21 protein-coding genes are annotated in these 26,953 nt (G+C 69.1%); 7 read left to right on the top strand and 14 right to left on the bottom strand.

The genetic code is table 11. The features are described 5' to 3' along the window. Nucleotides 1–53 precede the first annotated feature (53 nt). On the bottom strand, nt 54–2,174 hold the full coding sequence (locus tag BLT03_RS10990) for a catalase (protein ID WP_092743487.1): 2,121 nt from the start codon (nt 2,172–2,174) through the stop codon (nt 54–56). A 261-nt stretch (nt 2,175–2,435) separates the two neighbouring features. Between BLT03_RS10990 and BLT03_RS10985 the strand changes: the two genes are divergently transcribed. Together BLT03_RS10985 and BLT03_RS10980 are read left to right on the top strand one after the other, a co-directional pair. Further along, a complete protein-coding gene (locus BLT03_RS10985; RefSeq protein ID WP_092743485.1) occupies nt 2,436–3,380 on the top strand; it encodes a transglutaminase-like domain-containing protein in 945 nt (314 codons plus the stop codon). A gap of 858 nt (nt 3,381–4,238) precedes the next feature. Further along, nucleotides 4,239–4,790 carry a hypothetical protein gene (locus tag BLT03_RS10980; protein ID WP_139160371.1) on the top strand — a complete coding sequence of 184 codons (552 nt, stop codon included), beginning with the start codon at nt 4,239–4,241 and terminating at the stop codon, nt 4,788–4,790. Between the two features lie 20 nt (nt 4,791–4,810). On the opposite strand, the gene alkB is transcribed toward BLT03_RS10980, so the two are convergent. From alkB to ada, 3 genes are read right to left on the bottom strand one after another with little or no spacing between them, the layout of a single operon-like run. Further along, the gene (alkB, locus tag BLT03_RS10975; RefSeq protein ID WP_092743480.1) at nt 4,811–5,464 is read right to left on the bottom strand and encodes a DNA oxidative demethylase AlkB; all 654 of its coding nucleotides are present in this window, start codon (nt 5,462–5,464) and stop codon (nt 4,811–4,813) included. 20 nt (nt 5,465–5,484) lie between these two features. Next, nucleotides 5,485–6,192, bottom strand: coding sequence for a 2OG-Fe(II) oxygenase (locus tag BLT03_RS10970; RefSeq protein WP_092743478.1), 708 nt, complete (start codon nt 6,190–6,192; stop codon nt 5,485–5,487). After that, entirely contained in the window at nt 6,189–7,316 is a 1,128-nt protein-coding gene (ada, locus tag BLT03_RS10965) for a bifunctional DNA-binding transcriptional regulator/O6-methylguanine-DNA methyltransferase Ada (RefSeq protein ID WP_092743476.1), read from the bottom strand. Before ada ends, BLT03_RS10970 begins: the two co-directional genes overlap by 4 nt. Before the next feature lie 223 nt (nt 7,317–7,539). On the opposite strand from ada, the gene BLT03_RS10960 reads away from it, so the two are divergent. Continuing rightward, nucleotides 7,540–8,235 carry a DsbA family oxidoreductase gene (locus tag BLT03_RS10960; protein WP_092743474.1) on the top strand — a complete coding sequence of 232 codons (696 nt, stop codon included), beginning with the start codon at nt 7,540–7,542 and terminating at the stop codon, nt 8,233–8,235. A gap of 103 nt (nt 8,236–8,338) precedes the next feature. On the opposite strand, the gene BLT03_RS10955 is transcribed toward BLT03_RS10960, so the two are convergent. The 3 genes from BLT03_RS10955 to BLT03_RS10945 form a co-directional block, all read right to left on the bottom strand. Further along, nucleotides 8,339–8,827 (bottom strand): CreA family protein, encoded by a 489-nt coding sequence (locus tag BLT03_RS10955; RefSeq protein WP_092743472.1) that lies wholly within the window; start codon nt 8,825–8,827, stop codon nt 8,339–8,341. Beyond that, nucleotides 8,824–11,397, bottom strand: a complete 2,574-nt coding sequence (gene cphA, locus BLT03_RS10950) for a cyanophycin synthetase (protein WP_092743470.1) — start codon at nt 11,395–11,397, stop codon at nt 8,824–8,826. Before cphA ends, BLT03_RS10955 begins: the two co-directional genes overlap by 4 nt. A 74-nt stretch (nt 11,398–11,471) precedes the next feature. After that, nucleotides 11,472–13,676: a cyanophycin synthetase gene (locus tag BLT03_RS10945; RefSeq protein ID WP_092743468.1), complete on the bottom strand. Its 2,205-nt coding sequence runs from the start codon at nt 13,674–13,676 to the stop codon at nt 11,472–11,474. A 222-nt stretch (nt 13,677–13,898) separates the two neighbouring features. On the opposite strand from BLT03_RS10945, the gene BLT03_RS10940 reads away from it, so the two are divergent. From BLT03_RS10940 to BLT03_RS10930, 3 genes are all read left to right on the top strand, one after another. Then, complete coding sequence (locus BLT03_RS10940) at nt 13,899–16,217, top strand: cyanophycin metabolism-associated ABC transporter (protein WP_092743466.1); 2,319 nt, start codon at nt 13,899–13,901, stop codon at nt 16,215–16,217. A gap of 18 nt (nt 16,218–16,235) precedes the next feature. Continuing rightward, a complete protein-coding gene (locus tag BLT03_RS10935) occupies nt 16,236–16,751 on the top strand; it encodes a cyanophycin metabolism-associated DUF1854 family protein (RefSeq protein WP_092743464.1) in 516 nt (171 codons plus the stop codon). Nucleotides 16,752–16,967: 216 nt separating this feature from the next. Next, the gene (locus BLT03_RS10930; protein ID WP_092743462.1) at nt 16,968–17,399 is read left to right on the top strand and encodes a hypothetical protein; all 432 of its coding nucleotides are present in this window, start codon (nt 16,968–16,970) and stop codon (nt 17,397–17,399) included. A 107-nt stretch (nt 17,400–17,506) separates the two neighbouring features. Here BLT03_RS10930 and BLT03_RS10925 read toward each other — a convergent pair whose 3' ends face one another. The 4 genes from BLT03_RS10925 to BLT03_RS10910 form a co-directional block, all read right to left on the bottom strand. Next, nucleotides 17,507–17,989 (bottom strand): EF-hand domain-containing protein, encoded by a 483-nt coding sequence (locus BLT03_RS10925; RefSeq protein ID WP_434802345.1) that lies wholly within the window; start codon nt 17,987–17,989, stop codon nt 17,507–17,509. Between the two features lie 115 nt (nt 17,990–18,104). After that, a complete protein-coding gene (locus BLT03_RS10920) occupies nt 18,105–19,010 on the bottom strand; it encodes a 5'-nucleotidase (RefSeq protein WP_092743460.1) in 906 nt (301 codons plus the stop codon). Between the two features lie 43 nt (nt 19,011–19,053). Then, entirely contained in the window at nt 19,054–20,289 is a 1,236-nt protein-coding gene (gene gspF, locus BLT03_RS10915; protein ID WP_092743458.1) for a type II secretion system inner membrane protein GspF, read from the bottom strand. Between the two features lie 174 nt (nt 20,290–20,463). Beyond that, entirely contained in the window at nt 20,464–21,471 is a 1,008-nt protein-coding gene (locus BLT03_RS10910) for an LLM class flavin-dependent oxidoreductase (RefSeq protein ID WP_092743456.1), read from the bottom strand. Between the two features lie 214 nt (nt 21,472–21,685). Here BLT03_RS10910 and BLT03_RS10905 point away from each other — a divergent pair, with 214 nt between their 5' ends. Continuing rightward, entirely contained in the window at nt 21,686–22,171 is a 486-nt protein-coding gene (locus tag BLT03_RS10905) for a CZB domain-containing protein (RefSeq protein ID WP_092743454.1), read from the top strand. 184 nt (nt 22,172–22,355) lie between these two features. On the opposite strand, the gene BLT03_RS10900 is transcribed toward BLT03_RS10905, so the two are convergent. Genes BLT03_RS10900 through gspN form a run of 3 tightly spaced genes read right to left on the bottom strand, consistent with a single transcriptional unit; the run spans nt 22,356 to nt 26,943 of the window. Further along, nucleotides 22,356–23,717: a GspE/PulE family protein gene (locus tag BLT03_RS10900; RefSeq protein WP_092743452.1), complete on the bottom strand. Its 1,362-nt coding sequence runs from the start codon at nt 23,715–23,717 to the stop codon at nt 22,356–22,358. A gap of 6 nt (nt 23,718–23,723) precedes the next feature. Next, nucleotides 23,724–26,123, bottom strand: a complete 2,400-nt coding sequence (gene gspD / locus BLT03_RS10895) for a type II secretion system secretin GspD (protein ID WP_092743450.1) — start codon at nt 26,121–26,123, stop codon at nt 23,724–23,726. 4 nt (nt 26,124–26,127) lie between these two features. Further along, complete coding sequence (gene gspN / locus BLT03_RS10890) at nt 26,128–26,943, bottom strand: type II secretion system protein N (RefSeq protein WP_245711326.1); 816 nt, start codon at nt 26,941–26,943, stop codon at nt 26,128–26,130. Nucleotides 26,944–26,953 lie beyond the last annotated feature (10 nt).

The following is a 26,953-nucleotide window of genomic DNA, read 5'->3' as shown; positions in this document are numbered from 1 at the left end:
CAAGGCGGTGCCAGCAGAAGTCAGGGGCTGCGAGTGCATGCTGGTCGCCTGGATCATGCCAGCGTGCGCACGGAGGGTTCGCGCACCCATTGTCGCGTGCATGCGGCTTTGATGAAAGCACCGGTATCGGCAGGGTCCAGCACGCCGGCATCCGGCTGAATGCCGGCCGCTTTCAGGATCGGCTGCGATCCCTTGCAGGCGGCGATGGCCTTGAGGTGGCCAAAAGCGTCGCGGAACCAGTCCACCGCGGCGGCTTCGCGCGCCAACTGCGCGCCGGCCTCCGGCGAAAGCACCGACGCCACGGCGTCGAAAACGGTGGAGGGAGTGCCGGCGAGCTGGCCGTCGGCCGGCAGCAGCGAGCCATCGGCCAGCACGGCACCACCCACCTTCGGTGCCACGATCTTGACCGTGGCGCCCGCCTTTTCGGCGGCCTTGCGCAGCGCCGCGATGGGTGCAGCGGCCGATCCGTCGGCCACCAGAATGCCCACGCAGCGGCCCTCCAGGGTCGGCTTCATGCGGTCGATGATCCGCAGGGCGGGCGACAGCGGAAGGTCCTGCACCGCAGCGGCGGCGGGGAAGGGCGCTGGCAGTTCCGCAAGGCCCAACCCATCCGCCACGCGGCTGGCCAGGCTTTCGTCCACATTGCGCAATTGCGCCACCACGGCGACCCGGACGGCAGGCGTTTCCACCTTGGACAATTCGAACACCAGAGCCGATGCCATGTGCGCCTGCTCCAGCGGGCTCTGGCTTCGGAAGAACATCCGCGCCTGGCTGTAATGGTCGGCAAAGCTCTCGGGCCGCACGCGCCCTTTCGCGCCGCTATCGGGCGTCTCGGCGAAATGGCGTGTGCCCTGGGCCAGCGAAGCGCGGGGCGTATCGCCCTGCAGGCTGCTGGGCTCATAGGCCACGCGGCCCTTGGGCACCTGCATCTGCATGTGGCCATCGCGCTGCATGTTGTGGAAGGGGCACTTGGGTGCGTTGATGGGGATTTGCACGAAGTTCGGGCTGCCCAGGCGCGACAGCTGCGTGTCCAGGTACGAGAACAGACGCCCCTGCAGCAACGGATCGTTGGAGAAGTCGATGCCCGGCGGCACGTTCGCAGGGCAGAACGCCACCTGCTCCGTTTCGGCGAAGAAGTTGTCGGGCCAGCGGTTGAGCACCATGCGCCCGATCATCCGCAACGGAATCAACTCTTCTGGAATGAGCTTCGTCGGGTCGAGGTGGTCGAAGGGGAAGTCGGCAGCTTCCTCTTCGGTGAACAGTTGCACGCCCAGCTCCCATTCCGGGAAGCTGCCGGCCTGGATGGCCTCGAACAGGTCGCGCCGATGGAAGTCGTTGTCGGCCGCTTGCAGCTTCAAGGCTTCGTCCCACACCGTGGACTGGATGCCGAGCTTGGGGCGCCAGTGGAATTTGACGAACGTGCTCTGGCCTTCGGCATCCAGCAGGCGGAACGAGTGCACGCCGAAGCCTTCCATGGTGCGCAGGCTGCGTGGAATGGTCCGGTCGCTCATCGCCCACATGATCATGTGCATGGCTTCGGGCATGAGCGAGATGAAATCCCAGAACGTGTCGTGCGCGCTGGCGGCCTGCGGAAAGCCCCGGTCGGGTTCCATCTTCACGGCGTGCACCAGGTCGGGAAACTTCATCGCGTCCTGGATGAAGAACACCGGAATGTTGTTGCCGACCAGGTCCCAGTTGCCTTCTTCGGTGTAGAACTTGACCGCGAAGCCGCGCACGTCGCGCGGCGTGTCCACCGAGCCCGCGCCGCCGGCCACGGTCGAGAAGCGGCAGAACAGCGGCGTCTGCTTGCCCACCTCGGTCAGGATGCGGGCGGTCGTATATTGCGCCAGCGATTCGGTCAGTTCGAAAAAGCCGTGGGCCGCCGTGCCGCGGGCATGCACGATGCGTTCTGGAATGCGCTCGTGGTCGAAATGCGTGATCTTTTCGCGGAGGATGAAATCCTCCAGCAGCGTGGGGCCGCGCGGCGTGGTCCGCAGGGAGTTCTGGTTGTCCCCCACGGGGATGCCCTGCTGTGTGGTGAGCACCGGGTGCGTGCCCCCGGCTTGCTGCTGCAACTCGCCTGCATTGCCACGGAGTTCTTCACCGTCGTGGGCCTTGGAGGGGGAAGCCGCAGCCTTCTTCACGGGACGTTGAACTGCCGGTGCTTTTGCCATTGGAGCCTTTGTGGTGATTGCCGTGGGAGCGCCGATCTTTTTCCGCCAACGTCAACGCCGGTGTAGGACAAATGCGCTTCGGCTGAGCTGCCAGCCGGCATGTGGCCGTGTTCCGCCACACGGGCTGGCGTGCTTATGCGATGTCCACTGACAAGGCGGTTTTCGGGCCGACCCGATACTGTGTTGGCGTCCGCGGCAGCATCGATCGGCTGAGCTCTGGCAGGCGCAGGCTTTTCACCATCTACCACCACGGCAGGCCCCATGATCCGAATGAAACTCCAGTTGGAGTTGGAGTACGCGGTAGGCGATCCCGGCGCGGACTTCGTCTTCAACATCCATGCAGCGCAAACGCGCTGCCAGACCGTCCAGGACGAGAACCTGGTCATCAGCCAGGACATTCCCACCCAGTTGCACACCGACCCGACCACCGGCACACGGTGCCTGCGGCTGCATGCGGAACCCGGGCCCCTCACGCTGTCCTATGCGGCCACGGTGGACATCGACCACCACACCGCCGACCCCTCGCTCATCCCCGAAGTCGGCATCCGCCATCTGCCGGCCGATGTGGTCAGCTATATTTTTCCCAGCCGCTATTGCCAGTCCGACCGGCTGGTGACGCTGGCCACCCGCGAGTTCGGCCACCTCTGGCAGGGCTACAGCCGGGTGCAGGCGATCTGCGACTGGGTGCGAAACCATGTGCTGTTCCGCTCGAACACGTCCAACTCGACCACGTCGGCCGTCGATACCTTCGTGGAACGCGTCGGCGTGTGCCGCGATTTCGCGCACCTGATGATCGCGCTGTGCCGCGCGGTGAACATTCCGGCCCGCATCGCCACCGGCACCGACTACGGCGCCGACCCTGCGCTCGGACCGCCCGATTTCCACGCCTACGTCGAGGCCTATCTGGGCGACCGCTGGTACCTCTTCGACCCGTCTGGCACCGCCATTCCGATGGGCATGCTGCGCCTGGCCACCGGGCGCGACGCGGCGGATGTGGCCTTCGCCACCATCTTCGGCAGCGTGCAATCGCAGCCTCCGAAGATCCGGGCCTGGGCGGTGCAGGACCCGTCTCGCGGCTTTCAGTTGCCGCAGCACTCTTCGCTGGCGCTTTCCACCGATGCGCCGCAGACCTCGGGCGCTGCGCCAGCGTCGTCTGGCGGGCACGGTGACCTGCGGGGCGACGGTCGTCCAGCCATGGCTGGATGAGCCGCGATCGGTGACATGGGCTGCCGCCATGCGCGGCAGTCTTCTCCTTTCAAATTGGGCAGCACACAGCGGCGAAATCTGAGCCAAACCGGCAGCGCGCCGCCGGTTTTATTGGCATGTTTGCTATTTATTTGATAGCAATTGATCGCATCCTGCTGTTCCTGCTGCCTTCACGCCAGCACGCGAACGCAGGTTCCTCTTCGCAGATTCACCCGACGCTTCGCGTCAACACGGCTTTTCCATTGGGCTTCGCGTTCGAATGCAGCCTCACGGAGCGGTGAGCCAACCCTTCTTCTCCCCCCAGATTTCGCAAGGCTCGCCTGGACCTTCAGTGCTGTGAGCCGCGCTCGCGTGGGCCGGGCCGGCAGGGGCCATGAACCTCTCCTTCGCCACGCTGCCCATTCCGCCTGCAGGCCCTCCATGCCAACCACCATCGTTTCTGCGCCGTCGCCTTCCCGCATTTCATCAGCGGCGGGCGACAACGTTGAGGCTTTGCGACATACCGAGCAGCCCCCCAGGTCGCCCGGCGTACACGCCATGCCTGCTGCCGCCATCCTTCCGCGATCAAAGAGCCTGCCTGCTATCTCCTCCCGCCTTGCAAGCGCGGACGGCCTGCCGCCGCGCTCGCTGGCATCGCCGTCGAGGCAAGGCGGGCAGCAGCGGCTGGCCGACCCTGACAAAGGGCGCCTCGCTGTTTCCGCAGCGCCATCCACCCCTGGCTGGGGAGCGGCTTTGTCGCGCGGAAGGCATCTGCTCCAACCCAACGTCGCTTTGCTGAGGGCCGGGGCCCGGCAGCTTGCGTTTCCTGTCCTGTGGATGGGCGGCCAGATGCAGATGCACCCGGAAAGGACGGCGTTGGTGGTCAACGCCTTGCAGCAGGCGTCCTCTACGACCGGCGTGCCGCAGCGTCTGGAGGCCGCGGCCGATCTGCTGACCCACGCGGCGGGTACGCTGGTGCGGCAACTGCAGGAGCGCAACGATGTCGATGCCGCCGGGCGCATCGCTGCGGCGCTGGTGGACCTGGATGCCGCGCGGCTGGCCGGTGAACTGCTGGGTGAGGCGATCTACGGCCTGTTGAAGCAGCTTCCGGACCGCTATGTCGTGGGCCTTCAGATGTTTTTAGGAATCGGTGCGGTCGCCGCCCATTGGCACTTCTCGCGCAGCGCACGGACGATCCCGGGCTTGTCCGTGGAGTTGCCGGGTGCAACGTTGGCGGCGCCAAGAGACGCGCCGCGACGTTCGCCGACGACGCTGGGCCGCGTGGCCTTGGCGAGCGCGGTGGTGGCGCTGAACCAGGCCGGACAGGGCGTTTTGGGCGAGGGCTACGCCACAGGCGTGGCCGAGTCGTTGTCCGGGCACGTTCGGGAAGCCCTCGGCCAATGGCGGACGCGTGCCCAGTCCGCTCGATAGCGCCGTCCGAAAGGAGGCGGTCACCCCGCCTTGCGGAACGTCAGATTCACCCGGGCAGCGCCCCAATCGGCCTGTTCGCCCTGCGGGACCGGCAGCACGCCGTGAAAGCGCAGCCGGTCTTCTCCGCCCCACACCACCACGTCCGCATGGCGCAGCGGCACGCGCAAGGCCCGGTCGCCGCGCGCCAGGCCGCCCCACAGAAAGGTGGCCGGCAGCCCGAGCGATACCGAAACGATGGGCGCGCCCAGGTCGCGCTCGTCCCGGTCCTGGTGCAGGGACAGCCGGGTGCCCGGAGCGTAGCGGTTGATCAGGCAGGCATCGGGGACGAAGCCTTTGAAGCCTGCTTCGGCCGCCGCTTCGCCCGCCAATGCCTTCAGCGCCGCAGGCATGGCGGGCCAGGGCTGGCCGCTGTCGGGGTCCACCGCCGAGTAGCGGTAGCCGCGCGTATCGCTCACCCAGCCGAGCGCGCCGCAGTTCGTGGTGGCGACGTACATGCGCCGGCCGCCGGGCGTGGCCATGTGCCGCCACGGCGCCTGCTGTGCGATGGCTGCGATCTGTGCCGGCAGGGCCTTGGCCACCGGCTGGGCGAACCCGCGCAGCAGCACCGCGCCAGGCCCCAGCGTGAGCCGGGTTGCGGCGGGCGATTCATCGGTGTCGAACAGGTCGTCGGTCATCAGGTGATTACGCCGCGTGATTACGCCGCGTCGTGGAACACGATGCCCATCGTATGCCGCTGCCCCGAGCGCACGCGCGACACGCCGTGGCGCATCTGCACGCGGTAGGGGCCACGCGTGCCCTGCACCGGCCGGTGGTGCACGGCGAACACCACCGCATCGCCCTGGCGCAGCGGCACGACCTCGGGCCGCGATTGCATGCGTGGGCGTTGCTCGGTCAGCACGAACTCGCCGCCCGTGAAGTCGGTCCCCGGTGCGGAAAGCAGCACGGCCACCTGCAGCGGAAAGACCTGCTCGCCATACAGGTCCTGGTGCAGGCAGTTGTAGTCGCCCGGGCCGTACTGCAGCAGCAAGGGGGTGGGGCGCGTCTGGCCAGCCGCATGGCAGCGCTGGATGAACGCCGCATGCTCCGTCGGAAAGCGCTCTTCGAGCCCCATGAGCGCCTGCCACCGGTTGGCGATGGGCGCAAGGTGCGGATAGAGCCCGGTGCGCAGCGCCGCGACCGGGTCGGGCAGCGGGTACTGAAAGTATTGGTACTCACCGCGCCCGAAGCCATGGTGCTCCATGACCACGCGGCTGCGAAAGTGCGCGCGCTGTGCATACAGGGCCGCCAGGGCGCGGCAGTCGGCCGGGGGCAGCAGCGCGTCGATCACGGCGCAGCCATGGCCGTCCAGCGCCTGCGCCACGGCGTCCCAGTCGATGCCGGGCAGGAGGGAGGGCGCGGTCATGGCCGGGCCTCCTTGTCCAGCAGCGCCCGCTTGCGCTCCACGCCCCAGCGGTAGCCGGAGAGTGCGCCATCGGTGCGCACGACGCGGTGGCACGGAATGGCCACCGCCAGCGCATTGGCCGCGCAGGCCTGCGCCACGGCCCGCACCGCGCGCGGTGCGCCGATGCGTTCGGCAATCTGGGCATAGCTGGCCGTCTGCCCCGGCGGAATCGCCTGCAACGCGGTCCACACCCGTTGCTGAAAAATCGTGCCCTGCACGTCGAGCGGCAGCGCCAGCGAGCTTCCCGGTGTATCGACGAAGCCGATCACCTGGGCCATCCATTGCTCGAACGCCGCGTCGGTCCCCAGCAATTGCGCGCGCGGGAAGCGGTCTTGCAGCTCGCGCACGAGCGCATCGGGGTCGTCGCCCAGCAGCAGGGCGCACAGGCCCCGCTCGCTCGCGGCCGCCAGCACCGCACCCAGGCTGCACTGCCCGACGGCGAAGCGGATGCGCACCTGAGCACCCCCGCTGCGGTAGCGGCTGGGCGACATGCCGAGCAGGCGGTCGGCCTCTTCATAGAAGCGCCCCTGCGAGCCATAGCCCGCGGCGTAGACGGCCTCGGTCACCGTACCCGCGCCCGCCAGCCCATCGCGCAGCTTCGCGGCCCGGTGCGCAGCGGCATAGGCGCGGGGCGTCAGCCCTGTGGCCGCCTTGAACACGCGGTGCAGATGGTGCGGGCTGAGCCCGGCGGCCTGCGCCAGTTCCGCCAGCGGTGGGGGCGGCTCGCTGGCCTCGATCAGGCGGCACAGCCGCGCCACCGTCGCGGCGTGGGGGTCGAAGCCGGCGGGCTGGTCGGGGCGGCAGCGCCGGCAAGGCCGGAAGCCGGCGCTTTCCGCCGCCTCGGCCGTGGCGTGGAAATCCACGTTTTCCGGACGGGCCGGCCGCGCGGCGCAGGACGGCCGGCAATACACGCCCGTGGTGCGCACCGAATACACGAAGCGGCCGTCGGACTGCGCATCGCGCGCTGCCACGGCGGCCCAGCGGGGATCGGCCAGCGTCACGGCCGCGCGCTCGGCGGCAGCGGACCGTGCGTTCGGGTGGGGGCTGGGCTGGGCTTTGGGGATGGAGCCGGTCTGGGAAGTCATGGCGTCGATTCCTCGTTCAATGGTAAGGGCCTGACCTGCCAATCTACGCACGCCGATGGCCGCTGGCACCCCGATTCTTGCGATCGCATTCGCAACCACGCACTTACCCACGCACGCACCCACGGCCTGGCGAATGGTGCCCGCTGCGGTGCACGGTCATGCAGACCGGCCTAGCATCACGCCTTCACTTTCGTTCTTCGCCCCTCGCACTGGAGATGCATCCATGACCTCGACCCCGGCCACCCCCGCGACCGCGCCTGCCACCGCCACGCCCCTCAAGATCGATTTCGTCTCCGATGTGTCCTGCCCCTGGTGCGTGATAGGACTGCACGCGCTGGAGCAGGCGCTGGGGCGGCTGGACGGCACCGTGGCCGCGCAGCTGCACTTCCAGCCGTTCGAGCTCAATCCGCACATGGCGCCGGAAGGCCAGGACATCGCGGAGCACTTGGCCGAAAAGTACGGCGCCACGCCCGAGCAGTCCCAGAAGAACCGCGAAGCCATCGCCGAGCGTGGGGCCGCACTGGGCTTCACGTTCGACATGGGGCAGCGCAGCCGCATCTACAACACCTTCGATGCGCACCGGCTGCTGCACTGGGCCGGCGAAGAAGGCGGCGAGGGCCTGCAGACGGCGCTGAAGCACGCGCTGTTCAAGGCGTATTTCACCGACGGGCAAAGCCCGGGCGACCACGGCGTGCTGGTGCGCGCGGCGGCCGCGGCCGGCCTGGATGCGGACCGTGCCCAGGCGGTGCTCGCCTCGGGCGAATATGCCGACGCGGTGCGCGAGCGCGAGGCGTTCTACCAGCAGCACGGCATCCATTCGGTGCCGGCCGTGATCATCAACGACCGCCACCTCATCCAGGGCGGCCAGCCACCCGAGGTGTTCGAGCAGGCGCTGCGCCAGATCGCAGAGGCCCGATAAGCCTGGCCTGTTGCTATTAAATTAATAGCAATAAATGTGATGAATACTGCGGTGGAGGGCGATTTGGCTCATGGTCGCTCTCTCCGCCCGCAGCCGCCTTGCGTCACTTCTTGAGGGGGATCGGCGTGGCCCGGTCCACCGGCACGGCGGTCACCGCGTTCTGCGGCGAGCCTTCGATCAACCGGTCGGAATACGTCAGGTACACCAGCGTGTTGCGCGCCGGGTCCACCATGCGCACGATGCGCAGGCGCTTGAACAGGATGGAGATGCGTTCGCTGAACACTTCGTCCTGCTGCTTGAGCGGAGGCTTGGGGAACGCGATGGGCCCCGTCTGGCGGCAGGCGATGGAGGCCTCGGCCTTGTCTTCCGCCAGACCGAGCGAGCCCTTGATGCCGCCCGTGCGGGCCCGCGACACGTAGCAGGTCACGCCCTGCACGGCCGGGTCGTCGTAGGCCTCCACGATGATGTCGTGGTCGCGGCCGAGCAGCTTGAACGCCGTGTCCACGGTGCCGATGGTCTCGGCCTGCGCACCCAGCGCAGTGGTGGCCAGTCCGAGCGCCAGCGCGGCGCCGCAAATGCTGCGGGGGTTCATGCCGGCACCTCCGAGCAACGCTTGGCCAGGTGCGCCAGGGCTTCTTCCACCTGGTCCACGAGCACCAGGCACAGGTCGCCGGGCTGCAGGCGGTCCAGCGCGTAATCGATGGCGACGAATTCGCCGCGGATCTCCTCGATGTGCTTGGTGCGCGATGCGCCGGCCAGGCCATCGCGCAGCAGCGCCATCACTTCGCCATCGGCACGGCCGCGCTGGGCGGCGTCCTGGTAGAGGATCACGTCGTCGAACGCGGCCCCGAGGATCACCGTCTGGTCGCGGATGTCCTCGTCGCGCCGGTCGCCCGCACCGCTGATGACCACGCTGCGGCGGTTGCCGGGCAGCGCATCGACCGCCGCCACGAGGGCGCGCATCGCATCGGGGTTGTGGCCGTAGTCGGCGATCACCGTCGCGCCCTTGAAGTCCATCACGTTGAAGCGGCCGGGGGCGTTGTCGCTGTCGTTCACGAAGCCCGACAGACCGCGGCGGATGGTCTGCCACGGCAGGCCCGCACCCCAGGCGGCGGCCACCGATGCCATCACGTTTTCGACCTGGAAGCCGATCTTGCCGTTGCGCGTGATCGGCACGTCGCGCAGGTGGATGGTCTCGCGCCATGAGCCTTCTGCCGCGACGATGGACTCGCCGTCCATGTACACCGACCGGTTGCCTTGCGCACGGTGCGTGGCCATCACGGGGTGGTGGCGGTCGCTGGCGAAATAGATCACCTTGCCCGGCGTGGACGAAGCCATGGCCGCCACGATGGGGTCGGCAGCGTTCAGCACCGCGTAGCCGTCGGGCGCCACGTTCTGCACGATCACGCGCTTGAGCACGGCCAGGTCGTCCACCGTGGTGATGTAGTTCAGCCCCAGGTGGTCGCCCGCGCCGATGTTGGTCACCACCGCCACCTGGCAGCGGTCGAAGCCCAGGCCTTCGCGCAGAATGCCGCCGCGCGCGGTCTCGAACACGGCCGCGTCCACCTCGGGGTGCAGCAGCACGTTGCGCGCGCTCTTGGGGCCGGAGCAGTCGCCGCTGTCGATCTGGCGGCCGTTCACGTACACGCCGTCGGTGTTGGTCATGCCCACGCGCAGGCCCTGCGCGGAGAACAGGTGCGCGATCAGGCGCGCAGTAGTGGTCTTGCCGTTGGTGCCCGTCACGGCCACCACGGGAATGCGCCCGTCCTGGCCGTTGGCGAAAAGCTTGTCCACCATGGCCTGCCCCACATTGCGGGGCTTGCCGTAGCTGGGTGCCAGGTGCATGCGCAGGCCGGGCGCGGCGTTCACTTCGACGAAGCCGCCGCCCTGGACTTCCAGCGGCTGCAGCACGTTCTCGGCCACCATGTCCACGCCGCAGATGTGCAGGCCCACCATCTGGGCCGCGGCGATGGCGCGGGCCGCCACTTCGGGATGCACGTCGTCCGTCACGTCGGTGGCGGTGCCGCCGGTGGACAGGTTGGCGTTGTTGCGCAGGATCACGCGCTGGCCCTTGGCCGGCACGGAATCGGGCGTGAGGCCCTGCATGGCCAGCCGCGCGACGGCGATGTCGTCCAGCCGGATCTTGGTGAGCGACGTGGCGTGGCCTTCGCCGCGGCGCGGATCGAGGTTGACCAGATGCACCAGTTCGCGCACGGTGCGCTCGCCGTCGCCCAGCACCTGCGGCGGCTCGCGGCGCGCGGCGGCCACCAGTTGGTCGCCCACCACCAGCAGCCGGAAGTCATGGCCCGGCAGGAAGCGCTCGACCATGACCGTGCCGTATTCGGCGGCGGTGCGGAAGGCTTCGTCCAGCTGGGCGCGCTCGGTGATGTTCACCGTCACGCCCTTGCCCTGGTTGCCGTCCTGGGGCTTGACCACCACGGGCAGGCCCACTTCCTGCGCGGCCTTCCAGGCGTCGTCCACCGACTCGACCGGCCGGCCCAGCGGCACGGGCACGCCGGCGGCATGCAGCAATCGTTTGGTGAGGTCTTTGTCCTGCGCGATGGATTCGGCCACGGCGCTGGTCGAATCGACCTCGGCGGCCTGGATGCGGCGCTGCTTGGAGCCCCACCCGAACTGCACCAGGCTGCCCGACGTGAGACGGCGCCACGGAATGCCGCGCGCGGCGGCTGCCTCGACGATGGAGCCGGTGCTGGGCCCCAGGCGCTCGTCTTCGTCCAGCTCGCGCAGGCGGGCGACGGCGGCTTCGGCATCGAATTGCCCGCCTTCCTGGGCGGCTTTGATCAGTGCCTGCGCGTCCTCGAACGCCTGGCGGCCCACGGCCTCTTCGCTGTATTCGACGACCACCTGGTACACGCCCGGGTCCACGGTGGCCGAGGTGCGGCTGAAGCTCACCGGGCAGCCGGCCTGGGCCTGCAGCGCGAGGGCCGCGCCCTGCAGCACATGGGCCAGCGACACGTCGGCATCGCTGCCTTCGGGGTGCAGCACGCCCACGGCGGGAAACAGCGCGCGCAGCCGGGCTTCGAAGCCATCGATCTGTCGCATGGCGAGTTCGGATTCGGCGCAGGTCACCACGGCCTCGATGGCGGTGTGGCGGCTCCAGAGGTTGGGGCCGCGCAGGGCCCGGGTGCGGGATACGTCCATGGAAAAGCGTCTCTTTCTGTGGGGTGCCGGCGCAGGCGCCGGCTCGAGTCCATGCGGTCGTTGAAAGGGGTCGGTCAGCGGGCGGGAGCGGCGCAGGGCAGCTCGGGCTCGAAGGTCTTGATGCCCGCGCCGATCAGGTCGGGCGCGATATCCAGCGCCCAGGCCGTGGCGACGATGGCAAGCAGCGTGTCCGGGTCGGCCTGCACGGCATTTCGGCCGAAGGTCAGGTCGGCCAGCGCGCCCAGCACATGCTCGGCCGTGCCAGTGGCCAGCACCACCCGGCCCGCCTTCACGAACACGGCACGGCCGCTGTCCTTGGCGCGGTGCTCGGCGATGGCCGGCAGCGTGCCGTCCTGGGCATACAGCACCACGGCACCGTCCGACAAAGGCGCCAGTTCCAGCACCTGGGGCTCGGCGGCGTTCAGCACGGCGGCGCCACCGGGCAGCACCACGTCGATCTGCGTGCGCAGGACCTTGAACATCTGGTCCTGCTCGAACACGTCGAACTCGGCCAGCGCGTCCTTGCCGTCCATGTCGGTCACTACGCCCACCTGGCAGCGGTCATAGGCCAGGCCGTCGCGCAGGATGGTGCGCGCGTCGTTCTCGATCACGGCGGCCTGCACCATCTGGTTCATGAGCAGGCGGTGGGCGGCTTCCCAGTGCGCGCTGTCGGCGGTGTCCACGCAGCGGCGGTCCAGGAACAGGCCTTCGCGGCAGGCCAGGCCGGTGTGGCGCCCGCCCAGGTGCATGAGCCAGCCCACCACGCGGGCGATGGTGCTCGTGCCGCGCGTGCCGGCCACGCCCACCAGCGGAATGCGTCCGATGGTGCCGTCGGCGTCTTCCTCGGCGGGGAACAGGTGCTCCGCGATGGCCTGGCCGACCGGGCGGGGCGCGCCGATGGCGGGCTTCAGGTGCATGAGCAGGCCGGGGCCGGCATTCACCTCGACGATGGCGCCGCTTTGTTCCTGCAGCGGCCGGCTGATGTCGCGCGCCACCAGGTCGATGCCCGCGATGTCCAGGCCCACGACCTTGGCCGCCAGCGCGGCGATGTAGGCGACTTCGGGGTGGACTTCGTCGGTGCAGTCCACGGCCACGTTGCCGTTGCGCTGCACCACGACTTCGCGGCCGGCTTCGGGCACGGCGGTGGCGGACAGGTCCTGGCGCTTGAGTTCGAGCTGCACGGCGACGTTGGTGTCCACCTGGATCAACTCGAGCGGGTATTCCTCTTCGTAGCCGCGGCGCGGGTCGGAATTGAGCTGCGTGTCGATCAGTTCCTGCACGGTGGAGCGGCCGTTGCCGGTGATGCTGACCACCTCGCCGCGCGCGGCCGCCACGACCTTGCCGCCCACTACCAGCACGCGGTGCTCGTCGCCGGGAATGAAGCGCTCGACCATCACGTCGCTGCCTTCGGGGTAGGCCACGTGGTAGGCCGCTTCGATGTCGGCCTGCTTGCGCAGGTCCAGCGTCACGCCGCGGCCATGGTTGCCGTCGGAAGGCTTGACGACCACCGGCAGGCCGATGTCCTGCGCGGCTTCCCAGGCTTCCTCGGGGCTGTTGACCACTTGGCCTTCAGGCACGGGCACCCCGCAGGATTTGAGCAGGCTCTTGGTCAGGTCCTTGTCGCTCGCGATGCCTTCGGCGATGGCGCTGGTGAATTCGCTCTCGGCCGTCCAGATGCGCCGCTGCGACGCGCCGTAGCCCAGTTGCACGAGGTTGCCGTCGTTCAGCCGGATGTGCGGAATGCCGCGGTCGGTGGCGGCGGTGACGATGCACGCCGTGCTGGGGCCGAGGTACTGGTCATCCACCTCGGTGCGCACGCGCGCCACGGCGGCCTGCACATCGAAAGGGGTGTCGTTGATGGCCGCCATGATGAGCCGGTGGCCCTGGTCGAGCGCCACGCGGGCCACCCGTTCGTCGCGGGCCCGGAACACCATGCGGTACACGCCGCGCTTGGAGGTGCTGCGCGTCTGCCCGAAGCCCGTGGGCATGCCCGACAGGTTGAGCAGCTCGATCACGATGTGCTCCAGCACGTGGCCGCACCAGGTGCCGCCCTCCAGCCGCTGCAGGAAGCCGCCGCGCTCGCCCACGCCGCAGTGGTGCTCGATCAGCGCCGGCAGCCACGCCGTCAGGCGTTCGTTGAATCCGGGCAGGGCGTTGGACGGGTGGTCCTCCAGCTCGCCGAGGTCCAGCCAGACTTCGAGCACCGGACGGTAGGTCCAGATGTTGGGTCCACGCAGGTAGTTGATGCGCAGCAGTTGGATGTCAGTGAATGTCGCCATGGAGTGCAGCGTAAAGGAAACTGCGGCCCGGAGCGGACCGATATGCGGAAGAGTTCGCGGCCAATTGTGCGCTCACTCGGAGGGTGCCTTGCGGATGTCAGCGAGGCAGGCGGGGAAGGCGTTACACGCAGATGCCGAAGCGGCGTCCGGAGCATCGGGGAGAATGGGCGCCAGCGCACTGGCTGGCTTCTCGGGTCGCCCGGGGCGAAAAAACCAACCAAAATGCAACATCACCATCCTGTGGACGCCTCGAGTGTCTTGAATGGCCCCGACGGGGCCGAATGGCGAGCCAGGCTCGCACCCCACGAAAACGTGCTGGCCGCACTGGAGGTTGACCTGAGCCCGGCGCTGCGCTTCGCACCCGGCCTGCTCTTGCTCACCCCGCAGCGCCTGCTGTCGCGCACCGAGGGCGGCGCCGTCCAGGAGTGGCCGCTGGCCGCCGGCATGGCGCTGCGGCTGACGGACCACGGCGGCGTCGGGGCCCTGGAGCTGCACGACGCCGAGCACCGGCTGGCGCTTTGGCGCTTCACGCTCGGCGCGCACCCGCAGGCGCTTCGCCTTTTGCAGAAGTTCGACCAGCGGCTGGCCGCCCTCGGCATGCCGCACGGTGCCACGGTCGAGTCCGAGCAGCCCGACGAGCCGCGATGCGAGGTCTGCCACACCCCGCTGCCGCCCGACACCGAAGAATGCCCCGCCTGCGCCCGCGCGCAGACCCCGCAGACCTCCACCTGGGTGCTGCTGCGCCTGTGGCGCTTCGCCCGGCCGTACCGCAAGCAGCTCGCGGCGGGGTTCGGGCTCACGCTCGCCTCCACCGCAGCCACCCTGGTGCCGCCGTACCTCACCATTCCGCTGATGGATGACATCCTCATCCCGTTTCAGAACGGCCAGCAGATTCCGGTGCGTCTCGTGGCGCTGTACCTGGGCGGGCTGCTGGCGTCGGCGCTGCTGGCCTGGGGGCTGGGCTGGGCGCGCACGTACATCCTGGCGCTGGTGTCCGAGCGCATCGGCGCGGATTTGCGCACGACCACCTACGAGCACCTGCTGCGCCTGTCGCTCGATTATTTCGGCGGCAAACGCACGGGCGACCTGATGGCGCGCATCGGCTCGGAGACCGACCGCATCAACGTCTTTCTGTCGTTGCACGCGCTCGACTTCGTGACCGACGTGCTCATGATCCTCATGACGGCGGCCATCCTGTTTTCCATCAACCCGTGGCTGGCGCTCGTCACGCTGGTGCCGCTGCCGTTCATCGCGTGGCTGATCCACAACGTGCGCGATCGTCTTCGCACCGGCTTCGAGAAGATCGACCGCGTGTGGTCCGAGGTCACCAACGTGCTGGCCGACACCATTCCCGGCATCCGCGTGGTGAAGGCTTTCGCGCAGGAAAAGCGCGAGGCCCAGCGCTTTCGCGATGCCAACCAGCACAACCTGGAAGTGAACGACCGGCTCAACAAGACCTGGTCGCTGTTCACGCCCACCGTTTCGCTGATGACCGAGATCGGCCTGCTCATCGTGTGGGCCTTCGGCATCTGGCTGGTGGCGCACAACCAGATCACGGTCGGTGTGCTGGCGGCGTTCATCGCCTACATCGGGCGCTTTTACACGCGCCTTGATTCGATGAGCCGCATCGTCTCGGTCACGCAGAAGGCCGCAGCGGGCGCCAAGCGCATCTTCGACATCCTGGACCACGTGAGCAACGTGCCCGATCCCGCCCAGCCGGTGACGATGGACCGCGTGCAGGGCGCCATCGCCATGCGCAACGTGGGCTTTCGCTACGGCAGCCGGTCGGTGATCAAGGGGCTGAACCTCGACATCCGCCCCGGCGAGATGATCGGCCTGGTGGGCCACAGCGGCTCGGGCAAGAGCACCCTTGTCAACCTGATCAGCCGCTTCTACGACGTGACCGAGGGTTCGATCCAGGTCGATGGCGTGGACGTGCGCCGCCTGCGCGTGGCCGACTACCGCCGGCACATCGGCCTGGTGCTGCAGGAGCCCTTCCTGTTCTTCGGCACCATCGCCGAGAACATTGCCTACGGCAAGCCCGAAGCCACGCGCGCCGAGATCGTCGCGGCCGCGCGGGCCGCGCATGCGCACGAGTTCATCCTGCGGTTGCCCCAGGGCTATGACTCGCTGGTGGGCGAGCGTGGCCAGGGGCTGTCGGGCGGGGAGCGCCAGCGCATCAGCATCGCCCGCGCGCTGTTGATCGACCCGCGCATCCTGATCCTGGACGAGGCGACCTCGGCCGTGGACACCGAAACCGAAAAGGAAATCCAGAAGGCGCTGGACAACCTGGTGCAGGGCCGCACCACCATCGCCATCGCCCACCGCCTGTCCACGCTGCGCAAGGCCGACCGGCTGGTGGTGATGGACCGCGGCGAGGTGGTCGAGGTCGGGCCGCACGACGCCCTCATGGAAAAGCAGGGCGCCTACTGGCGCCTGTACGAGGCCCAGGCCCGCCGCGCCGAGGAAGACGCCCAGGCGTCGGGCCTTGTCATCGACAGCGCGCTGCTGCACCCCGCCCACCCGGCGGGCAACCCCTGACCTGTGAGGCGCACGCCCATGACCTCTCCGCTTTCGCCTTCCGCCCCGAGCGCCTCCTCGGCCCTGGCCACCATTCGCCTGCAGCGCAACGCCCACGGGCGGCTCGTGTGGACCCACCCCGACGGAATGCAGCCGCCCATCGAAGTGGTGCCGGTGCGGGCGTTTCCCATCGCCGCACCGTCCGAGGGCATTTCCCTCGTCGGCCCGGACGGCCATGAGATGCAGTGGATCGAGCACCTCGACCATTTGCCCCCCTCCGCCCGGTCGCTGGTCGAAGAAGACCTCAATGCCCGCGAATTCGTGCCGATTCTGGAAAGGCTGGTCAGCGTGTCCGGCTTTTCGACCCCCAGCACCTGGGCGGTGGAGACCGACCGGGGGCCGGCGCAACTGGTGCTCAAGGCCGAAGAGGACATCCGCCGGCTCGGCGGGCGCACCGCCTTGCTGATCGCATCGGCCGACGGCGTGCAGTTTCGCGTGCCCGACGTGGGGGCGCTGGACCGCCAGTCGCGCCGCTTGCTGGAGCGGTTTTTATAGCGCCATCCCCGCGCCCTGCGTGGGCGGGCGGGCTGTTTGTCCGTGGTGGTGCAGGCCGCACGGCGAGCGCAGCGTCGCCAAAGAGATAGGGGTAAACCCTTGTTTTCGGGTTGATCCCTTAAAAAGGCCTTAATTTCCCCTTCTTTTTGCCGTTATGGAATACGACGAGGGAGTAATTCCCCTTGCCGCTCCACCTTCCATGAACGGACCACTGCCATGCAAATGCCACCTGTTGACCGATCGCCGAGCTGGCGTCCCCAGGGCGCCGATTTGTATTCCACTGGAGCCTCCGGGGCGGTGCCGGTGCGGCCCGTCCAGCCGGCCAACCCCGTCGAGTCGATGGACCGGCTGGGCGAGGGCGCCATCGTGAAAGAGCCGGACAAGCCGTCCGACCCCGACACGCGCAATCGCGACTGGACCGAGGTCAAGAAAAAGGACGCGGTCGAGGAGCCTCCGGAGCCTCCGCCGGAGCCCATCTACAAGCAACTGCTCGAGTTCATCCAGTCGATGTGGCGCGCCAGCGGCAGCGCCGTCGAGATGGCGCAGGAACTCAACAAGACCCCGCTGCAGGATCGCCTGGCCCAGGAGGCCAAGGACGAACCGCTGATCTACTCCGATCCGAAGATCAAGCGCACGGGCGGTCTGTAAAGCGGTTTGCTATAAAAATAATAGCTATACCCCCTAGAGCTGATTGCGCTGGAGGCCTTTTTGGCTTGAATCCCCGAAGGTGCCGCCCGCATTAAAGAAACGCTGCCTCAGGGCTTGGCGGCGCTGGCCCCACTGGCGGGAGCGCGCGCCGCGTCGGCCTTGGCACGGTCGCGTTCGGCGCGGTACTTGATGGCGAAGGCGCGCACTTCCTCGTAAGAGACGAAACCGTCGTGGTTGGTGTCGGCGTCGTCGAACGAATTCGCCAGCCGCGGAAACAGCGCCACTTCCGACCGGCTCAGCTTGCCGTCGCCATTGAAGTCCAGCATCTTGAACTCCTTTTGCGCCTTGATCTCGCCCTTGGACAGGGGCTCGCTCGCCTTGGCTGCCGGGGCCGAAGCGGCCGTCGCCGGGGGCGGTGCGGCGACTGCGTTGAAGGCCAGGGCCATGGCAAGCAGCGAAAAAAGCGCGATCGCGCGCAGGGCTGCCGCTGGGGGGCGAGCCTGAGCGGCGGCGGCGGCGGCGGCGGCGGCGGCGGCGAGGGAACGGGTGCGGGACGACAGGGGGGCGGCAGGGGCGTTCATTCGGGGCATGGTGTCACAGATGGTGCGGCAGGCCGGTATTGCAATCGGGAACGGCCGGGTTTCACCGCTGGTTGCAAAGCTTGCGTGATCTTTGCCGGTTGGACGGCTGCGTGAGCGGCCGCCGTCAGCCGGGGTTGGAGATTCCGCTGCTCACGTGGCCCGAGGGCACGTGGCGCGCCGCCGAGGTGACGTGGCCGGTCTGGTCGTCGAAGAAAAAGTCGGGCTCGAACTCACGCAGGAAGCCGCCCTTGTCCAGCCCGCCCAGGAACATGGCCTCGTCCACGGCGATGTTCCAGTTCATGAGCGTCTGGATGGCCCGCTCGTGCGCCGGCGCGCTGCGGGCGGTGACCAGGGCGGTGCGCAGGCGCATGCCCGACGCGGTGCCCGCCGCCTGCTGCAGCCGGTGCAGAGCGGCCAGCAGCGGCTTGAAGGGGCCGTCGGGCAGCGGCTGCGCGGCCTTGTCGGTTTCGTGGCGCTGGAAGGCGGCCAGCCCCTGAGCCTGGTACACGCGCTCGGCCTCGTCGGAGAACAGCACGGCGTCGCCGTCGAAGGCGATGCGCACTTCGTGCGGGTTGGCATGGCTGGCCTGCACCGATTCGGTCAGCACGCGCGCGGCCGGGTAGCCCAGTTGCAGCGCCTGGCGCACGTCGGCCTCGTTGGCGGACAGGAACAGGTGCGCACCCAGCGGCCGCAGGTAGCGGAAAGGGTCGCGCCCCTGCGTGAACACACCGCGCTCCAGGGGCACGTGCGCCGCGCTGGCGGAGCGGAAGATGCGCATGCCGCTCACCGGGTCGTTGCGCGACAGCACCACCACCTCCACGCGCTGGTGGCCGGGCTCGTTGAAGGCCAGCAGCTTCTTGACCAGCGAGAACGCCACGCCGGGCCGTGCGGGCGTGTCCAGCCGGTCGAGCTGCAATTGCATGTACGTCTGCGGCTGCAGCGGATCGAACAGGCGGTTCTCTTCTTCGAAGTCGAACAGCGCACGCGAAGAGATGGCGACGACGAGCTTGTCGTCCAAAGTCATGGCCATGGGGCGCTCCGGCGGCGGGGACTGAATCGAGGACGCATCGATGTCATTTGACGAACTGGTTGAGCTGGATGATCGGCATGAGCACGGCCAGCACGATCAGCATGACGATCAGCCCCATGGCCACGATGAGCAGCGGCTCCAGGATGGTGGCCAGCTGCAGAGCCCGCCGCTGCACCTCGGTGGAGAGTTGGGTGGCGGCGCGCTGCAGCATCACCGGCAGCTGGCCGGTCTGCTCGCCCAGGCGGGCGAACATGGCGACCAGGCCGGGAAAGCGTTTTTTCTGCGCCATGGCCGAGGCCAGCGGCGCGCCTTCGCGCACCAGCACGAGGGCATCGAGCGCATCGGCGCGCATGGCGCGGTTGTTCAGCGTTTCGGCGGCGGCCTGCAGGGCGCGCAGGATGGGCACGCCCGCGCCGGCCAGCATGGCCAGCGTGCCGGCGAAGCGTGCCGCGTTGTAGCCACGCGCCAGCTTGCCCACCAGCGGCAGGGTCAGCCACACGGCATCGAACTTCTCGCGAAAACGCGGTTGCGCCAGGGCGGATTTTGCGCCGATAGCTATGAAAATAATAGCAACCAGCGCGGCCCACCCGTAATGCCGTACCGCATCGCTGATGGCCAGCATGGCCACGGTGAGAAAGGGCAGGGCGCGCTTGGTGCCAGCGAACACGGCCGCCACCTGGGGGACCACGTAGCCCACCAGGAACAGCACGATGACGATGGCCACCACCGTGACGATGGCCGGGTACAGCGCCGCGCCGATCAGCTTGGCCTTCAGGGCCTGGCGGTCTTCCAGGTCGTCCGCCAGGCGCTCCAGCACCAGTCCCAGGTTGCCGCTGTGCTCGCCCGCCCCGATCACGGCGCAGTAGATGGGCGAGAACTCGCGCGGGTGGGCGCCCAGGGCGCGGGCGAAGGTGGAGCCGGCGTTGACCTCGGCGCGCAGCGTGGCGACGAGGTGGCGCTGGCGTTCGTCGTCAGCCTCGTCGGCCAGAGCGGTGAGCGCCCGCTCCAGCGGCAGGCCCGAGGCGACGAGCCCGGCGAGCTGGCGCGTCCAGATCGACAGCGCGGTGGCGCCGAACACCGGCCGCGTGAAGAGCCGCTGGCTGAAGGTGGCGGCGCCGCCGCCCGTCGGACCCTGGCCCGCTGCGAGCGCGTCCACGGCCAGGGGCACGAGCGCCTGCGCGCGCAGCAGGCTGCGGGCCGCCTTGGCGGTGTCGGCTTCGATGGTGCCTTTGCGGGTCTGGCCCTGTGCGTCGAGGGCTTCAAAGGAAAAGGCGGGCATGCGGTTCAGTCGGGGTCGGCAAAGTGGGCGGCTAAATGAGCAGTGAACGGGCCGCAGTGGCGGCAACGGAGCGGTGCGTGATGGTAGCCGCTACCGAAGGCGCTGCGATGTCGGCTGCCAGCCGCTCGCCGGCAGCCGTCAGCCGTGGGTCCCGCTCTGCCGACGCTACGCCGGTCAGTCCGCCCGGTTGGCTACGGCCACGATGTCCAGCGACCGCAGGCGCAGCGCGGGGTCGTACACGTCGCTCACCAGCATGAATTCGTCGGCACGGGTTTCTTCGGCCAGCTCGCGCAGGCCGGCCCGCACCGTGTCCGGGCCGCCGATCACGCCCGCCGCCAGGAAGTCGCCGATGGCTGCGCGCTCCTGGGGCGACAGCCGGGCGGCGAAGTCTTCCACGGGCGGTTGCAATTGCAGGCGGTGGCCGGTCAGGATGCCCAGCACCCGTTGGTACGTGCTGCTGGCCAGGAACTCGGCTTCGGCATCGGTCGGCGCGGCGATCACCGGCACGCCCACCACAACGTAGGGCTTGGCGAGGGTGGGCGATGGGCGGAACAGCCGGCGGTACAGATCGATGGCCTGGTGCAGCATGCGCGGCGCGAAGTGCGACGCGAAGGCGTAAGGCAGGCCGCGCTCGGCCGCCAGCTGGGCGGAGAACAGGCTGGAGCCCAGCAGCCAGATCGGCACTTCGGTGCCCGCGCCCGGCGTGGCGATGAGGCGCTGGCCGGCCTGCACGGGGCCCAGCAGGCGCTGCAGCTCGGCCACGTCGCGCGGAAAGTCCTGCTCGGTCTCCACGCGGTCGCGGCGCAGCGCGCGCATGGTGGGGCCGTCGGTGCCGGGCGCGCGGCCCAGGCCCAGGTCGATGCGGCCGGGGTACAGCTCGGCCAGGGTGCCGAAGGCTTCGGCCACCACCAGCGGCGCGTGGTTGGGCAGCATGATGCCGCCCGAGCCGACGCGGATGCGCTGCGTGGCGCCGGCGATGTGGCCCACCAGCACGGCGGTGGCCGAGCTGGCGATGCCGGGCATGTTGTGGTGTTCGGCCAGCCAGTAGCGCGAAAAGCCCAGCGATTCGGCGTGCTGGGCGGTGCGGACGGCGACCTGCAGGGCTTCGGCCACCGTGCCGCCTTCGCGCACGGCAACCAGATCGAGCATGGACAGGGCGGGGGAGCGTTGCGTGGAAGTCATTGGACGATTGTGCGGCGCGGGCCAAACCTGTGCTGGCCCGCGGCCATCGGTTCGGTGCTAGGCACGCGGGGCACCGCGCGCTGTGGATGTCGGGTTTTGCGATGGTGGGGCGAGCGTCGATAATTCCCGGCTATGACGGCAACACCGTCCATGCCCCGTGCAATGCCGCAATCCGCGGCGGTGCCGAGCGGGGCACGCACCAAGACCACCGACCATGGGATTTTTCAGCCGATTGTTCACGCCCCGCGGGGATGGCAAGGCCGTGGACGACGACTGGACCTCGCTGCCCGACAGCAACGCCAGCGAGTTGGTGGTGATGGGCGAAGAGGCGGCCAAGCTGCTGGCCGAGATCGACATCGACGCCGCCATCGCCAGCCACGAGCGCTGGCTGCCGTGGCTGGCGCAGGTGCTGGAAGGCGCGCGCGACGAGCGCCTGCGGCCCGAGGTGATCCGCGACGACGGGTGTTCGGAACTGGGGCAATGGCTGCATGGCGCCGGGCGCATCGCGCTGGGCCATTTCCCGGCGTTCGACATGATGGTGCGCCGCCACCGCCATTTCCACTGGCAGGCGGCGGACCTGGTGATGCATGCTGAAGCGGGCGACCGCGCCCTGGCGCAGCAGGCGTTCAAGGGATGCCAGCACGCCTCCAAGCAGGTCGTGCTGCTGCTGAGAGAGCTCAAGCGCGGCTTGGGGCGCTGAGGCGCCGAAGCACTGGGCAGGGTCGCCCGGTGGGGCTGCGGGCTCGGTGCGTTTTGACTCCGCTCGGCCGATGCCATTCGCAGCGGCGGTTTGAATAAAAAAGGCCTCCAGCGCAATCAGCACTAGGGGGTATTGCTATATAAGTAATAGCAAAAGCCAGGCGGCGCGATGGGCCGTCGCACCGTCAATCCCGCGTGACGCGCAGCACTTCCTCGGGGCTGGTGATGCCGGCGCGCACCAGGCGGTCGCCGTCGTCGCGCATCAGCGTCATGCCGCCGGCCAGGGCTGTGGCGCGCAGTTCGGCTTCGGAGGCCTGGTTGTGGATCTGCGCGCGCAGCGTGTCGTCCACCACCAGCATTTCGAACACGCCGGTGCGGCCGCGGTAGCCGCTCGGGTCGGCCGGGTCCAGCTTGCGCACCAGGCGCTGGGCCAGCACGCCCAGCAGCGAACTCGACAGCAGGAACGGCTCCACGCCCATGTCGGTCAAGCGCGTGACGGCGCTGGCGGCGTCGTTGGTGTGCAGCGTGGCCAGCACCAGGTGGCCGGTGAGCGAGGCCTGGATGGCGATCTGCGCGGTCTCGAAATCGCGAATTTCGCCGATCATGATCACGTCCGGGTCCTGTCGCAGGATGGCGCGCAGGGCCTTGGCGAAGGTGAGGTCGATCTTGGCGTTCACCTGCGTCTGGCCCACGCCCGGCAGCTCGTACTCGATGGGGTCTTCCACCGTCATGATGTTGCTGCTGGCTGCGTCCAGGCGTTCGAGCGCGGCATACAGCGTGGTGGTCTTGCCCGAGCCAGTGGGCCCGGTCACCAAGATGATGCCGTGCGGCTGGTGGATCAGGCTGTCGAAGCGGTTCAGGGTGTTGCCCTGCATGCCCACGGCCTCCAGGCTCAGCTTGCTTCCGCTCTTGTCCAGAAGGCGCAGCACGGCGCGTTCGCCATGGGCGCTGGGCAGGGTGGACACGCGCACGTCGATGGCGCGGGTGCCCAGGCGCAGGCTGATGCGGCCGTCCTGCGGCAGGCGCTTTTCCGAAATGTCGAGGTCCGCCATGATCTTCAGGCGAGAAATCAGCGCGGCGTGCAGCGCACGGTTGGGCTGCACCACCTCGCGCAGCGTGCCGTCCACGCGAAAGCGCACGCTGGAGTGGCGCTCGTAGGGCTCGATGTGGATGTCGCTCGCCCCGTCGCGCGCGGCCTGGGTGAGCAGCGCGTTCAGCATGCGGATGATGGGCGCATCGCCCGCCGATTCCAGCAGGTCTTCCACCGCCGGCAGCTCTTGCATCATGCGCGAGAGGTCGGCGTCGGATTCGACCTCGCTGACCACCGTGGCCGCGCTCGACTCGCCCTGCGAATAGGCGGCGCTGATGCGCTGCGCCAGCGCGTGGGCATCCAGCGGCATGAGCTGGCGCACGGCGTACTTGCGCAGCACTTCGGACAGCGCGCCGGCATCGGGCGCGGGGCCGTGCCACAGCACGGTGCTCTGGCCGTCGTCTTCGAGCAGCAGCTGCGCGGTGCGCGCGAAGGCGTAGGGAAGCGGGTGGCGCATGGGTCGTTACTGAGGGCTGAGCTTTTCCGGCGGCGCGGTGTACTCGTCGGACGGCGTGGACATCGACCGGGGAACGGGGCGCTGATCGGGCACCAGCGGCGCGATGGGCGCAGTGCGCATGGGCGCCTGCGGCGACACCGGCGTGCCGGGCGCGTTGTCGTTGCGCAGGGGCGGCAGCACCGGTGCTTCGGACACGCTGCGCATCACGTTGCTGGGCGCGGGCTGCGTGTTCTGCTGCAGCGCGCGGATCGCTTCGTAGCGGTCGGTCATGACGGCATCGCTGGTGGCGGCGTCGCGGATCACCAGGGGGCGCAGGAACACCATCAGGTTGGTCTTGCGGCGCGAGCGGTTTTCATTGCGGAACAGGCCGCCCACCAGGGGCAGGTCACCCATCAGCGGCACCTTGTCCTGGCCCAGCGCATAGCGGTCTTCCAGCAGGCCGCCCAGCACGATGACGCTGCCGTCGTTCACCAGCACGGTGGATTCGATCGACCGCTTGCTGGTGGTGGGGCCGTTGGCGGCGGTGACGGTGGCGGCGTCCACTTGCGAGACTTCCTGGTACAGCGTGAGCTTGACCAGGCCGTTCTCGTTGATCTGCGGGCGCACGCGCAGCATCAGGCCCACGTCCTTGCGCTCGACGGTCGTGAACGGGTTGACGGTGCTGCTGCCGGTGCTGTTGGCATAAGAGCCGGTGACGAACGGCACGTTGTTGCCGATGATGATCTGGGCCTCTTCGTTGTCCAGCGTCATCAGGTTGGGGGTGGAGAGCACGTTCGCGTCGCCCGTGTTCTCCAGGAAGTTGGCCAGCGCGCCGAGGTAGTAGTTGCCGTTGATGCGCGGGGCGACGGCCACGTTCAGGCCGTTGCCCAGGCTGTTGCTGCCGGAGAGCGCAGAGCCGATGGTGGTGGCGTTGCCGCTGGCTGCCGCCAGCGCCAGGTTGATGATGTTGGAGCCGCCGCCCTGCGTGGAGTTGGTGCCGATCACGCCCACCGTGCCGCTGCCGGAGTTGCCCAGCACGCCTTGCCACTGGATGCCGAACTCGGCCACCTTGTTGGCCGCGACTTCGACGATCAGGCTTTCCACCAGCACCTGGGCACGCCGCCCGTCGAGCTGGTCGATGACCGCGCGCAACTGCCGGAACTGCGGCTCGGGCGCGGAGATGATGAGCGAGTTGGTGGTCGGGTCGGCCTGGATCTGCCCGCCGGTGGACGGCTGGTTGCTGTTGGCCGAGCTGCCCAGTCCGCCGGCGTTGCTGCCCAGTCCGCCACCGCTGCTGCTGCCCCCGCCGAAGGTGGAGTTGTTGCCCATCGAACTGCTGCCGCCGCCGGTCTGCGACATGCCGCCCGACAGCCCGGTCGAGCCGAGGCCGGAGCCCGTGGGGGCGCTGGACGTGGCGCCCGAGCCCGACGATCCGCTGCCCGTGGCCGCCGACAGCGCCGCGCGCAGCGTGGCCGCCAGTTTGGTGGCGTCGGCATTCTTCAGGTACACCACGTGGATGTTGCCGCCCGCGGCACTGCTGCCGGGCGTCGGTGGCTGGTCGAGCTTTTGCACCAGGGTCCGCACGAGCGCCAGGCGGGCCGGATTGGCCGCGCGCAGGATCAGCGAATTGCTGCGCGGCTCGGCCAGCAGCGTGGTGCGGAACGACGTGTCGGACTGGCCCTGGGCCGTGGCCGGCACGGCGGCGCCGGCCGTGCCGCTGCCCTCCAGCAGGCGCGAGACCAGCGGGGCGAGCTCGGTGGCCAGCGCGTTCTGCAGCGGAATCACTTCCACGTCGCTGGCATTGGAGACATCCATGGCGGCGACGATGCGCGCCAGGCGCTGCAGGTTGTCCGCGTAGTCGGTGATCACCAGCGAGTTGTTGCCGGGGTTCACGTTGATCGTGTTGTTGGGGCTGATGAGCGGGCGCAGCACCGGCACCAGGTTGGCCGCGTTCTCGAAGTTGAGCTTGAAGATCTGCGTGACGATCTGCCCACCGCCCCGCGTGCCGCCGAGGCCGCTTTCCGAGACATTCACGCTGCCAGCCTGCAGCTTGGCGTCGGCCTCGGGCACGACCTTGTACAGGCCTGCGGCCTCCACCACCGTGAAGCCCTGCAGCCGCAGCGCGGCCAGGAACTGCTGGAAGGCGGCGGCCGGCGTCACGGCGCGCTCGGTCACCAGGGTGAGCTGGCCCTTCACGCGCGGGTCGACCACGACGTTGCGGCCGGTGATGGTGGCCATCGTGCGCGCCACGGCCTCGATCTCGGCGTTGGCGAAGTTCAGCGTGACCGGCTCGCCGGCGCGCACGCTGCTGGTGCCGGTGCCCACTGCCGTCTGGGCCTGGAGGGTGCCGCCGGCACAGGCCAGCAGGGCCCCCGCGGCCAGGGTGTGGAGTGCGAACCGCAGGCGTTGCGAAATCAAGGAAGTCATAGGGTCAACCCACGGTGATGATGGAGCGCGCGCCGGTGCGCCGCCCGATGATATTGAGAAGATTGGCCAGCGCGCCTTCGCGCTCGGGCGCTGCGGTGGCCTCGCCGGTGAAGCGCAGGCGCTGCCCCACCCACTGGCCGCTGCCCGACAGGCGCAGCGCGCCGTCCAAAGTCGAAAGCGCCAGGGTGGGCGCCTGCCCGCCCTGCAGCACCAGCCGGTAGCTGCCCATGGGGCGCAGCGTGGACAGGCGCGAGGACATGTCCAGCGCATCGACCTGCGCCTCGCCGTCCACCACGAGCCGCCCGGCGGACCAGTCGAAGGTCAGGCCCTGCGTAGTCAAGGCCAGTTGGCCCTGCGGCTGCAGCGTGTTCCACGGTGTGCCCAGGCCGGCCAGCACGGCGGCCGGCCACTGGCTGCGGGCATCCGCCACCGTCACGCTGGCGCCGCCCCAGTGCGGGTGCACGCGCAATTGCACGGCCTGTGGCGTGCAGCAATCGGCCCGCAGATCGGCGCGGGCGCCGTTCCACGTGGGCCGCAGCCGCCAGTCTAAGCGGCCGGGCAGGGCGGCCTGGTCCTGGCTGCCACGCCCGCCGGTGAGCACCACCTGGGCCGAGCCCGTCCACACCGTGCCGCGCGCCTGGGCCAGCAGCACCTGCCCGCCGCTGGCCTGCTCCACGGCGCTGGCCAACCACTGGGCCGGTGCGAAGACCAGCAGCGCCGGCAGCGCGCCCAGCAGGCAGCCGGCCAGCGCCCAGCCACGCGGCGAGCGCGGCTTGGCGGAGCCGGCGAAAGGGGAACGGTTGGCAGCGCTGCGGGACACGGTGGCGTTC

Source organism: Paracidovorax valerianellae, from assembly GCF_900102625.1.
Lineage (GTDB): Bacteria > Pseudomonadota > Gammaproteobacteria > Burkholderiales > Burkholderiaceae_C > Paracidovorax > Paracidovorax valerianellae.
The sequence above is the reverse complement of the archived record's forward strand: the minus strand, read 5'-3'. Positions and strand labels throughout refer to the sequence as shown.

Coding starts and splice junctions, on each gene's coding strand:
- BLT03_RS10990 (WP_092743487.1), bottom strand. CDS start 2,174: ATGGCAAAAGCACCGGCAGTTCAACGTCCCGTGAAGAAGGCTGCGGCT.
- BLT03_RS10985 (WP_092743485.1), top strand. CDS start 2,436: ATGATCCGAATGAAACTCCAGTTGGAGTTGGAGTACGCGGTAGGCGAT.
- alkB (WP_092743480.1), bottom strand. CDS start 5,464: ATGACCGACGACCTGTTCGACACCGATGAATCGCCCGCCGCAACCCGG.
- BLT03_RS10970 (WP_092743478.1), bottom strand. CDS start 6,192: ATGACCGCGCCCTCCCTCCTGCCCGGCATCGACTGGGACGCCGTGGCG.
- ada (WP_092743476.1), bottom strand. CDS start 7,316: ATGACTTCCCAGACCGGCTCCATCCCCAAAGCCCAGCCCAGCCCCCAC.
- BLT03_RS10960 (WP_092743474.1), top strand. CDS start 7,540: ATGACCTCGACCCCGGCCACCCCCGCGACCGCGCCTGCCACCGCCACG.
- BLT03_RS10955 (WP_092743472.1), bottom strand. CDS start 8,827: ATGAACCCCCGCAGCATTTGCGGCGCCGCGCTGGCGCTCGGACTGGCC.
- cphA (WP_092743470.1), bottom strand. CDS start 11,397: ATGGACGTATCCCGCACCCGGGCCCTGCGCGGCCCCAACCTCTGGAGC.
- BLT03_RS10945 (WP_092743468.1), bottom strand. CDS start 13,676: ATGGCGACATTCACTGACATCCAACTGCTGCGCATCAACTACCTGCGT.
- BLT03_RS10940 (WP_092743466.1), top strand. CDS start 13,899: ATGCAACATCACCATCCTGTGGACGCCTCGAGTGTCTTGAATGGCCCC.
- BLT03_RS10935 (WP_092743464.1), top strand. CDS start 16,236: ATGACCTCTCCGCTTTCGCCTTCCGCCCCGAGCGCCTCCTCGGCCCTG.
- BLT03_RS10930 (WP_092743462.1), top strand. CDS start 16,968: ATGCAAATGCCACCTGTTGACCGATCGCCGAGCTGGCGTCCCCAGGGC.
- BLT03_RS10925 (WP_434802345.1), bottom strand. CDS start 17,989: ATGCCCCGAATGAACGCCCCTGCCGCCCCCCTGTCGTCCCGCACCCGT.
- BLT03_RS10920 (WP_092743460.1), bottom strand. CDS start 19,010: ATGGCCATGACTTTGGACGACAAGCTCGTCGTCGCCATCTCTTCGCGT.
- gspF (WP_092743458.1), bottom strand. CDS start 20,289: ATGCCCGCCTTTTCCTTTGAAGCCCTCGACGCACAGGGCCAGACCCGC.
- BLT03_RS10910 (WP_092743456.1), bottom strand. CDS start 21,471: ATGACTTCCACGCAACGCTCCCCCGCCCTGTCCATGCTCGATCTGGTT.
- BLT03_RS10905 (WP_092743454.1), top strand. CDS start 21,686: ATGGGATTTTTCAGCCGATTGTTCACGCCCCGCGGGGATGGCAAGGCC.
- BLT03_RS10900 (WP_092743452.1), bottom strand. CDS start 23,717: ATGCGCCACCCGCTTCCCTACGCCTTCGCGCGCACCGCGCAGCTGCTG.
- gspD (WP_092743450.1), bottom strand. CDS start 26,123: ATGACTTCCTTGATTTCGCAACGCCTGCGGTTCGCACTCCACACCCTG.